General features: G+C 36.1%; 2 protein-coding genes and 1 pseudogene. 2 read left to right on the plus strand and 1 reads right to left on the minus strand.

From position 1 onward, the window contains the following. A pseudogene (locus tag AC06OU_RS11390) lies at nt 1–248 on the minus strand (C4-dicarboxylate ABC transporter); the annotation flags it as partial. Nucleotides 249–572: 324 nt separating this feature from the next. Between AC06OU_RS11390 and AC06OU_RS11395 the strand changes: the two are divergent. Both AC06OU_RS11395 and AC06OU_RS11400 read left to right on the plus strand, forming a co-directional pair. Next, the gene (locus AC06OU_RS11395; protein ID WP_169360698.1) at nt 573–1,070 is read left to right on the plus strand and encodes a TRAP transporter small permease; all 498 of its coding nucleotides are present in this window, start codon (nt 573–575) and stop codon (nt 1,068–1,070) included. Beyond that, on the plus strand, nt 1,058–1,803 hold a 746-nt coding region (locus AC06OU_RS11400), incomplete at its 3' end, for a TRAP transporter large permease (RefSeq protein ID WP_475855877.1). The genes AC06OU_RS11395 and AC06OU_RS11400, both read left to right, overlap by 13 nt.

Genomic DNA, 1,803 nt, shown 5'->3' on the forward strand with positions numbered 1-1,803 from the left:
AATAATGAACTGTTTGGATAAATTTCAACTTCAATTTTTCCACCTGATTCTTTTTCAATATATTCCTTCATTTTTAAAGCCCCTTTATGCTTCGGGGTGTTCTCAGCTACTACATGTGCAAATTTAATTTTCATTTCCTGAACTCCGTCACTGGCTTCTCCGGATACAGGAATTTTTTCATCATCTTGGCAAGCTACTAGAAAAATAATTGAAATTAAAACAAATAGAGATAATGCAAACTTTTTCATCCTTTTTCCCCCTTAGTTTTTTTAAATATTTTTTCTTTCCCCTTAAAATGAAAGGGCTTACAAAAATGTGAAAGTATGTTGCACAACTGAGACTTTTAGTTGAACTACTTACTACTAACACCTAAAACAAGTTGATCTTAATCTACTAATCTGTACTTTGGATACAACTCATTTACAAATTATCACACCGAAAACTGAAAGTAAAGAAAAATTATAATATTTAGTATAATTAGAATTTTATATTGTTTTTTCAAATATACTGTATTATGATGTACCTTGTAATCCTGTATCCGAAATACATAAACTAATAGGGGAGGAATCTGATTGAAAGTTTTAAACTTTATTGAAAGCGCTTTATCTGGTATTTTATTCCTTTTAGGAATTGGTATTAGTCTATACTCCGTCTTTATGCGATACGTCATGGGAGCTTCCCAAAGCTGGGCAACAGAGGTTTATACGATGCTCCTTGTATGGGCAATTTTCATAGGCTTTTCTACAGCCTTAAAAGAAGATAAACATATTGCCATCGAACTATTTTATGATAAGTTTGGTCCTACTATGAAAAAAGTCTCTCAAGCCATCATTTTTATCATAGGGATTGGTTTCAGCATATTCATCATATGGACAGGTTTTAATATGGTTCTTACCGCATATGATCAGCAGATTAAAACAATAGATCTTGGGTTCCCTATTTGGATCAACTATTTGATCATGCCGATTGCTGGCGTTTTATTACTTATCCGCTTCTGTGAAAAAGCATATAGATTCTTTGTGAAGCATGAGGAAATTACTCATGGAGGTGATTTAGAATGGAAGCAATAATCGTCATTGGATTATTATTTGTTTTAGCCTTCTTGAGAGTCCCTATTGCTATAAGCTTAGTAGTCTCCAGTATTTTTGGACTCTATTTAGTAGACTTCTCGCTGGATACGGTCATTCAAAAAATGTTTACAGGGGTAAATAGTACAACGCTGATGGCTATACCAGGTTTCGTTTTTGCTGGATTGGTCATGGCAAAGGGGGGTATCTCCAAATATTTAATAGAATGTATCAAATCCTGGGTTGGACATACAAAAGGCGGGTTATCTGTTGTAACGGTGCTAACTTGTATGATTTTTGCAGCTATTTCTGGATCAAGCCCGGCTACTGCTGCGGCAATCGGAGCAATAATGATTCCTATGATGGTGAAAGCAGGATACGATAAAACATATTCCATGGGATTAGTAGCTGCTGCAGGTACATTAGGAATCTTAATTCCTCCTTCCATCCCACTTATTCTATATGGTTCCGTATCTGAACAATCCACTGGAAAGCTATTCTCTGCAGGGATCTTACCCGGTATATTACTTGGTCTATCCTTAATGGTTTATGCGGTAATTGTTGCACATCGCAAGGGCTATGGCGGGTTAGAGAAAGTCCCTCTTAAAGATAGATGGAGACCAACGTTAAAAGCAGTATGGGGACTAATAATGCCTGTGGTTATATTAGGCGGAATCTATAGCGGGGTCGTTACACCAACAGAAGCATCCTTCCTAGCATCCCTATACGCGATTAT

The sequence above is a fragment of the Psychrobacillus sp. genome (genome assembly GCF_056205495.1).